Source organism: Paramagnetospirillum magnetotacticum MS-1, assembly GCF_000829825.1.
GTDB classification, from domain to species: Bacteria; Pseudomonadota; Alphaproteobacteria; order Rhodospirillales; family Magnetospirillaceae; genus Phaeospirillum; species Phaeospirillum magnetotacticum.
The window spans coordinates 95,145-102,810 of the sequence record NZ_JXSL01000035.1 but is presented as its reverse complement, the minus strand read 5'-3'; the positions used below and the strand labels follow the sequence as shown (position 1 = coordinate 102,810).

The following is a 7,666-nucleotide window of genomic DNA, read 5'->3' as shown; positions in this document are numbered from 1 at the left end:
GCTCCCCTCAAAACCAGGTTTCCCTATCAGAGCCGTGGAAGACCACCACGTTGATAGGCAGCATGTGGAAGCGTGGTAACACGTGAAGCTAAGCTGTACTAATCGCTCGATCGGCTTGATCGCCCATGCGTAGCGGCAAGCCCGACACATGAAATACTTGTATCAGTGCACGAAGGTACTAATCAGATCAGAAATTCTTCTTCGTTTCCTTCGACGACCAGGTGGTCATAGCGAGGGCCCTCCACCCGATCCCATCCCGAACTCGGACGTGAAACCCCTCTGCGCCGATGGTACTGTGTCTTAAGGCACGGGAGAGTAGGACGCTGCCTGGTCTTCAAAGGAAACGAACAAGAAAAACCTTCACGATGAAAACACCGGCCCATAAAGGCCGGTGTAACGCTTTTAAGGGCCCGCAAAGCCCAACGCCTTACCGCGGGGTGGAGCAGCCCGGTAGCTCGTCAGGCTCATAACCTGAAGGTCGCAGGTTCAAATCCTGCCCCCGCAACCAAATTAGCCCGTAAGTCCAATGACTTGCGGGCTTTTTGATTCTTCGGCTGCGATGGCCGGAAAGTCATGTCAACGCCATGTCAACAAATCCCCAGGCGACCATTGGCGCGGCGTGTCAATGCGTGGCGACCGTTATGCCGCTGCCGTCGCCACCCCGTCCAGCCGCACGCGCACCGTGACCGCGCCATTGCCGGCGGCGGTGACGGCAACGCCCACCGGGTACAGCCCGGCAGCGGGCGGGGCGATCACTTTGGCGGCATCGTCCCAGGCCACCCGATCACCAAGCGCGAACACGGTTGCCAGAGCCTTCGGCAGATCATAGACCCCGGTGGTGGCGATTTCCACATTGGTCGCTTCCGGCGCGGTGGTGGCGGCGATGCCGAACAGCGCCCCGACGATCACGCCCTGGCCCGACACCACGCCCCCGGTCGGTGCCGGCACGGTGATCATGTGGCCATTCTGGATGAAGTTCTTCATGGTCTCATACTCCCTTGCTCGAATTGATCCGCACCTGGGTGACGCGGTTTGCGATGCCGAGGCGGCGTTCCAGATCGGCCAGGGCCGAGGCCATCTCGGAATCGGAGCGGTATTCCACCTTGCGCCCGTCGCATTCCACAATGCGGGTGCCGGCGTAGCGGGCGCGCAGCAGCGCCTCCCGCCAAGCCAGAAGCTGGTCGCGGTCGGCCATTACGCAGCCCCCGCATTGGCGTACCAGCCGCGGTGATCGACGAAGCCAGCGCCGAAGTCGAGGATCACCCGGATCTCGACGCCGTCCACGTCCCAGCCCGACTTGGATTCCACCTGCGGTCCCTCGCTGCCCGAGAGGTAGGCGAATTCCAGTCCGTCGATCTCGGCAGGATCGGCGGTGACGTACCACCGGCTGGCGCTGGACAGGCGCGGCTCGACCACCATGGTCAGCGAGCCGGCGAAGGGATTGACGTCGGCCGCCTTGGCTGCCGCCACCGAGGCCAGCCAGCGTTCGGCCTCGGTCTCCAGGGTCGGCGGCACCAGCAGGTATTTGGGCGTCACCCGGATGACGCGATCCTCGATGCCCTTCTGGGTGCGCAAGCTGAGTCGGGCCGCCGACAGGGTGGTGTCGGAGATGGCAGCGCCCGATCCCGCCTTGTTGCCATGGTCGGCATGGAACAGCGGCTTGTTGTCCGACAGCTTCGGCCCGTTGCCGGAATTGGCCTCCACCAGTTCGACCAGCAGGCGGGCCTCGGTCTCGGCCGCGCCCTGGCCCATGCGCCGCGCGAGGTCTGAGAAGGCGTCGAGGTCGTCGTTGACGATCACCTGGCGGGTGATGCCGATCTTGCGCGCCCAGGTCTCGATCTTGTACGCCTCGCGGGCCTCGGCCATGGTGCCAGCCTTGATCTCGCCGTGCTCGCCCAGCTTCTCCAGCAGGGGCGCTTCCCCCAGCATGATCTTGTTGACGGCGCGGAAGTCGCGGGCCGAGGTCTGGCGGCCCAGTTGGCGGATGCCGGAAGGCGCGGCCTGATAGGCGGCGCGCAGGGTGCGCCCCACCGTGTCGCCCAGGATGATGCCGAAGTCGCTGGTGGTGTGGAGCGCGCGGGTGACCATGGCGGCGGGCGACAGGCCGGTGACCGCATGGCCGCGCAGGGTGAGCAGTTCCCGCGCCATCTCGGCGCAGGTGGAATAGGCGTAGCGCCGGGCCGGTTCCGACAGGGCATGGGCCGGATTGATGCGGGCATAGAGCGCCTCGCCCATCTGGCGGGCACGGGTGTCGGGATCGTCGTGGCTGGCGACGTGTTCGACGCGGGGCTGCTCGGTGCGGATGATGGGTGCGCTGCGCTGGGCCAGTTCGGCGAAGGCGGCGCGGCGGGCCTCGTCGGCGGTCGCGTCACGGTCGATCAGGCCATCGACGAAATCCTGGCCCAGCCCGGCAACGCGGGCGACGGAGCGGATTTCGGCATTGATGGCGGCGCGGGTCTGGACACCATCCCCTTCGGGGATGGTGGTGACGGGTTCGGGCATTCTCTCCTCCATGCGGATATGGGCACCGGGATCGGCCGGCGTCGGGACCAGGGAAATTTCGATGGGCGTCCAACGGGTGGCGGTCAGCACCCGCAGGCCCTTGTCCAGGCTTTCGGCCCATTGCTCGACGGTGTAGCCGACCGAGATGTGGCGCAGGATGCCGCTCATCACGTCTTGCCAGACCGGCTCCACCTCGGGCCGGGCCGAGAATTGCACCAGGGCCACGCCCTCGCGGCCATCGACCGAGGCGGAGCGGACGGTGCCCAGCACGTCGCGCACCGCGTCCTGGCGATGGGCGTCCAGCACCGAGGCACCGATCAGGCGCGACAGGTCCACCGCCTCGTGGGCCAGCGACAGCCGCTCCTCGTAGGGGCCGGACAGGTCGCGGCGGCGGACACCGGCCCCGGTGCTCCACACCACCTCGGCGGTGCGGGCCTGAGCATCGATGCTGGCGGGAGCCAGGGTGCTGCGGCGGGTAATCAGGTCAGCCATTGTTGGGCGCCTCCATGGTCAGGCCGAGGCGCTTTTCCCGCTCGCGGTCGGCGGCGATGGCGGCATCCACGTCCTCTGCGTCGTAGCCGCGTTCGGCGATGCTCATGCCTCGGCTCTTCAGCCCCGCCTTGATCTGCTCAATCTCGGCCCGCGCGTCCTTCAGAGGATCGACCCAATCCCATTTGGGCGGCAGCCAGTCGCAGGCGAGGAAGGCGGACGGATCGCGGTCGAAGCCGGCGGCGGGCAGGTGGCCCGCCAGGACGGCGAGGCGGACGAAGCGCTCCCACACCGGGCGGCAGAACTGATGCACCAGCACTGTGTGCTGGACCTGCTCGATGCGGCGGCGGAACTCCACCAGCCCGGCGCGGATGCTGGAATAGGTGACGCCCTCGAGGTCGCCCGAGACCAGCTCGTAGGGCAGGCCCAGCCCGCTGGCGATGGCCCGGATGTGGGTCTTGGTGTAGGCGCCGTAATCGCCGGGATCGGCCGGATCGGAGAACTGGATGTCGGCGCCGGGCGGCAGCGGGATCAGGCTGCCCGGTTCCATGCCGACCTGGAGCACCCCACCGATGCCGCTGCCGTCATTGAAGCCGGCCACCGTGCCGTCGGGATCGCGGATGAAGCCGGTGAACAGGGCGGCGACCTTGGCCTTGACCAGGGCCGCGTCCTCGTACTGATCGAGTTCATGGACGCGCAGCAGCACCGGGGCCAGCCAGGTGATGCCGCGAACCTGCCCCGGCGCCAGCGGCTGGAACAGATGGGCCATGTCGCCGGCCGGCAGGCGCACGGTGTCCAGCGACAGCGGCGCGAGTGCGTCGCCGGGGCGATGGGCATAGCAGTGATAGGCGACGCGGCGACCATTGGCGTTGAACTCGATGCCGGCCCGAATGCAGGCACCGGCCCCGATGTCGCGGTGAAGGTCGAGCGGCACCTGTTCGCGGTCGAGCAGGTCGATGGCCAGGGGCAGCGGGGAAACGTCCGCGGCAACGCGCAGGCGGGCGAAGCTCTCACCGCTTTCGACCATGGCGCGGAAGGCCAGGGCCTGGAGGCCATAGAAATCGGTCAGGCCGGCGGCATCGGCCCGATCCGTCCAGCGGTCCCACAGCAAATGCAGGGCGTCGCGGACCTTGGCATCGGGGTGGCGCGAGCGCGGCTTGATGCCGGCGCCCACCGCATTGGCCGCCAGCGACTGCACCGCCGCCGACACCCAGGGATTGTTGCGGGCGTACCAGCCGGCCCGCCGTGCCGCCGTGGTAGCACCGGCCTGGATCGAGCCATTGAGCCCGTCCACCGTGCGGGCGCCGTCCCAACGCCGACCACCGCCAGCCGCGTCAAACGAGCGGCGGCGGTCGAGCCCAACGGCACGGAGAAGTGATTTCCACATGCCCCCGATTATCGGAGACGGCGGATTCCCTGGCTATTCAGAGAGTTTGGGAAAGATTGGTGGGGAGAAGCAGAAAGGAGGTGTGGTCGCAACTGTCAGCAGGATTTTCAAACGGAAATGGCGCAGAAAGACAGGAGTTGGAGCATCACGGTCGCTCTTGGCCCCATTGTATGAGGGCCTGCCGACAGGCGGATTTAAAGGGGCGGACCTGACCCACAATGAGCCATTTTAAATGGGTTCTGAAGAGGCGTCTTGTTGACGGCATCGTGATACGATAACCTTTAAATTATTAGTACTTTTTGCGCAAACAGCACCGTAGTTATGGCCTTCCGAAGCATTGGGGATGCTGCATGAGTTCACCTGACGCCCTGGGCAAGCTCGGCCACCTCAAAAGTGGCGCTGGTGCAGCGAAAGTTAAGTCTGTAGGTGCCATTGTCGGAAAGACGGTACTCCCGCCCTCTAATCTTTCTGGGGTGGGCGCTGGAGCTGCCAAGGCTGCCCCTGCCAGCATCGCTCTCGGCAAGATCAGCATCCCCTACACCCACCTTACCGGGGTCGGCTCCGGAACTATCAACGTGACCTCAGCCGGGATCGCGAACGGGACCAAGCTGGTTTCATCCATATTTTCCGGAAAAGGGCTGAGCCTCGGCCTCGGCTTAGGTCTCGGCGCTTGGGGGCCTGCATTGCTTGTGGGAACCGTATGCGTTGCTGGGTATGGGGCCTATCGGATGTATGCCGCCAATCCAAAGGGCAAACCCCGCTCTCGGACCAAGAGTGGTCAAGAGACCGCCACACTAGTCTCCCAAGTCGCGTCAATGGCTGATGCTGTTTTCGCCGCAGGATACGGAGCATTTAGAAAGCTGGTATCCTCACCTGATGATGAAGCGGCCCTGGCTGCGGAGCTTGCCGCCGAAATTGCAGCCGCCGAGAAGCTAATCGCCGAGGCCAACGAAGCTGAGAAGCGTGCATTAGCGGCTGGCGCCAATGCCAAGCAGGCCATCAAGTTAGCAGCTGCCGCCAAGCGGAGGGCAAAAGCTGCTTTGGACCTTCAGCATTCAACAGAGTCCAAGCTGGCGGCTACTCGGGCGCGAAAGCGGAAGGAAGCTGCCGCCAACGTGTAGCCCCCTTTTTCATGAAGCATTATTTCCAGAAATAGGAAAACTCACAGCCAGATCGCCCCCGCACATAGTTGCGAGCGCCTCTTACTATTAGAGCAAACCAGTATCCACAATAAATTTCTCTGGACAGATTTCGCCTCAGCTTGCGAGAATGGGGGCGTGTTATGATATATGCGCATACCAGCCTATATCTCTCCGAAGGGACTCGGGGTATCTTCAGCAGAACGGTTTGTCGCTCTGCGTCATTGTTTAGGGAGCTGTTAGCATGCTTGACCAAATGATCATGGCCAAGGTCGAGGGAACCACCCAGGCAGCTCTCCTGTCGTCGATGACCGGAAATTCCTACACGGTCGGCCAAGTTACTGCTACTGGGAATGGAATGGGACACTGGTTATTCCTGAACCCCGCTGGCGCTACCGCTGGAAAGGGGGCCGTTGCCCTCAAGCTGGAGGGTGCCCGTCAGGTCGCGCAGTTGTCCGGGATGGTGGGCAAGACCGTTACCATCGGAAAAGCCCCCCTCGTTGCAGATGGCGTGAGCAAATGGCTTGTGCTGTGCCCCAAAGCCGGTATCGCGGCAAAGGGCGCTGCCGTTGCTGCGGGCGCTGCCGGTGCTGGTGGTCTGACTGCTGCCGCCACCCAGGGCGGCGGGAACGGCATGATCATGATGAAGCTCGAAGGCGCAAGACAGGCCGGGCAGGTCCAGATGATGACCGGCAAGACTTTCATGGTGGCGAAGACCACTGCCGCTGGGAATGGAGCCGCAAATTGGCTCTTCCTTCAGCCCGTTGGTGAAACCGCTGCCACCATGAAGGATCTGGTGGTCCTCAAGGTTCAACATGGTGCTGGGCAAATGCCGTGGCTGGTCGGCAAGACCTTCGCTATTGGCGAATCTCCGATGATGGCCGGTACGACGAGCAAGTTCCTGGTTCTCAATCCTGTGACTGGTGTCGCCGCCAAGGGCGCGGCCGGAACCGCAATCGCCGCCAAGGGTGCCATGCAGACTGTGGCATTGCAGACCGCCGGTAAAACTGCTGTGGCGGGTTCGGTTGCCAAGGGTGCCGCTGCTGGCGCCGCCACCAAGGGTGCCGCCGCTGTCGGCACTCTATGGACTGGTACCGGCATGAGCTTGGGCCTTGGTTTGGGACTCGGCGCTGCTGGTCCTGTCATCCTGGGTGGCGTCATCGCCGCAGCCGGTTACGGCATTTACCGCTACCGCAAGGCCCGGACCACCTCGACAACGTCCGAGGTTGATGACGCGATTTCGGACGCAGTGATGGCTTAGGCAGGACGATATGCTTACCCCTTACGTGATCACACTTCGTGCGGCGTAAGCTCGGTATGAACAGGAGGACGTTGGTCTGTGACTAATGTCCCTCAAAAAGGCCGAAAGCGGACAAGCCCCTGTTCCAATGCATCAGGTGAAATACCCTGCGCTGCTGCGTGTTCAAGCATTGTCACGCCCCCATCGGAGCGGAAAGACAACGACGTAGAGCGTGGGGATCGAGGCACATTCATTGATGAATGCCTCGCGCTCATGCCCAAGGTTGAAGCTGGTCTGAATGCATACCGTTCATCAGCAAATGCCCATCTCGAAAGCCCACCAAGTAGCATCATTCGTTTCATGGCCAATGGTGCAACCGTCCACGCCCTAACGGATTTGGCATGCTTTGCGACGGCTTTTGAAGCGGCCCTACTTTATGGGGAAACGGAGGGTTGGACGGACAGTCTGACCGAGGTTTCCGAAAAGAGCTTCGCCATGCTGTCACTTCATCTGGAGGTGGCTAAAGCCAGGGCGGCCTGGAACTCCGATTGGGACATTGATTTAGTCGCAGACCTGATGATCGCCGCCAGCTCGCTGGACCAAATTGTGGATAAAGTGGCGGATAACTCACCACACCAATCGGGCATGAGCGTTGGCGAAGAAAGCTCCTCGGCCCATCTACCCTCCAGCCCACAGATGTCCCAGGTTCAGTATCACAAGCAAACCGCCACCCTTTGGGACGGTCGGGAAAGTCTATTTCTCAAGCTTTGGAGCGTTTTGCAACGAACAACGGCGACATGGTCGAGTGTGAAAACGAGTAAGCCTACCAGCATGGTCAAACGCCCTAAAAAAGCTAGGCGCTCGCGCGGCGAAGACGATCCGATCCTGGAGGCTCTTCGCTAAATCAGA

The 7,666-nt window shown here is 63.1% G+C and carries 7 protein-coding genes, 1 tRNA gene and 2 rRNA genes; 6 read left to right on the top strand and 4 right to left on the bottom strand.

Annotated features, from left to right (window positions below; all coding sequences use genetic code 11):
* The 3 genes from CCC_RS20750 to CCC_RS20740 all read left to right on the top strand — a co-directional run.
* Positions 1–123, top strand: a 23S ribosomal RNA gene (locus CCC_RS20750); the annotation flags it as partial.
* 94 nt (positions 124–217) lie between these two features.
* Positions 218–332, top strand: a 5S ribosomal RNA gene (gene rrf, locus CCC_RS20745).
* Positions 333–431: 99 nt separating this feature from the next.
* Positions 432–508: transfer RNA gene (locus CCC_RS20740), tRNA-Met, on the top strand.
* Positions 509–639: 131 nt separating this feature from the next.
* Here the strand turns inward: CCC_RS20740 and CCC_RS20735 are convergent.
* From CCC_RS20735 to CCC_RS20720, 4 genes are read right to left on the bottom strand one after another with little or no spacing between them, the layout of a single operon-like run.
* On the bottom strand, positions 640–984 hold the full coding sequence (locus CCC_RS20735) for a DUF2190 family protein (protein ID WP_009870285.1): 345 nt from the start codon (positions 982–984) through the stop codon (positions 640–642).
* 4 nt (positions 985–988) lie between these two features.
* Positions 989–1,195 (bottom strand): phage head-tail joining protein, encoded by a 207-nt coding sequence (locus CCC_RS20730; RefSeq protein WP_009870286.1) that lies wholly within the window; start codon positions 1,193–1,195, stop codon positions 989–991.
* A complete protein-coding gene (locus CCC_RS20725) occupies positions 1,195–2,994 on the bottom strand; it encodes a prohead protease/major capsid protein fusion protein (RefSeq protein ID WP_009870287.1) in 1,800 nt (599 codons plus the stop codon). The genes CCC_RS20730 and CCC_RS20725 overlap by 1 nt, the downstream gene beginning before the upstream one ends.
* Entirely contained in the window at positions 2,987–4,378 is a 1,392-nt protein-coding gene (locus CCC_RS20720) for a phage portal protein (RefSeq protein ID WP_236686431.1), read from the bottom strand. Before CCC_RS20720 ends, CCC_RS20725 begins: the two co-directional genes overlap by 8 nt.
* Before the next feature lie 350 nt (positions 4,379–4,728).
* Here CCC_RS20720 and CCC_RS22885 point away from each other — a divergent pair, with 350 nt between their 5' ends.
* The 3 genes from CCC_RS22885 (at position 4,729) to CCC_RS20705 (ending at position 7,660) form a co-directional block, all read left to right on the top strand.
* The gene (locus CCC_RS22885; protein ID WP_236686430.1) at positions 4,729–5,499 is read left to right on the top strand and encodes a hypothetical protein; all 771 of its coding nucleotides are present in this window, start codon (positions 4,729–4,731) and stop codon (positions 5,497–5,499) included.
* A gap of 262 nt (positions 5,500–5,761) precedes the next feature.
* On the top strand, positions 5,762–6,778 hold the full coding sequence (mamD, locus tag CCC_RS20710; RefSeq protein WP_041042997.1) for a magnetosome protein MamD: 1,017 nt from the start codon (positions 5,762–5,764) through the stop codon (positions 6,776–6,778).
* A gap of 252 nt (positions 6,779–7,030) precedes the next feature.
* A complete protein-coding gene (locus CCC_RS20705) occupies positions 7,031–7,660 on the top strand; it encodes a hypothetical protein (protein WP_152619837.1) in 630 nt (209 codons plus the stop codon).
* Positions 7,661–7,666: the final 6 nt, after the last annotated feature.

Bases quoted from the DNA above. Each gene is read 5' to 3' on its own strand.
- CCC_RS20720 (WP_236686431.1), bottom strand. From the start codon at position 4,378: ATGTGGAAATCACTTCTCCGTGCCGTTGGGCTCGACCGCCGCCGCTCG.
- CCC_RS20725 (WP_009870287.1), bottom strand. From the start codon at position 2,994: ATGGCTGACCTGATTACCCGCCGCAGCACCCTGGCTCCCGCCAGCATC.
- CCC_RS22885 (WP_236686430.1), top strand. From the start codon at position 4,729: ATGAGTTCACCTGACGCCCTGGGCAAGCTCGGCCACCTCAAAAGTGGC.
- CCC_RS20705 (WP_152619837.1), top strand. From the start codon at position 7,031: ATGCCCAAGGTTGAAGCTGGTCTGAATGCATACCGTTCATCAGCAAAT.
- CCC_RS20735 (WP_009870285.1), bottom strand. From the start codon at position 984: ATGAAGAACTTCATCCAGAATGGCCACATGATCACCGTGCCGGCACCG.
- CCC_RS20730 (WP_009870286.1), bottom strand. From the start codon at position 1,195: ATGGCCGACCGCGACCAGCTTCTGGCTTGGCGGGAGGCGCTGCTGCGC.
- mamD (WP_041042997.1), top strand. From the start codon at position 5,762: ATGCTTGACCAAATGATCATGGCCAAGGTCGAGGGAACCACCCAGGCA.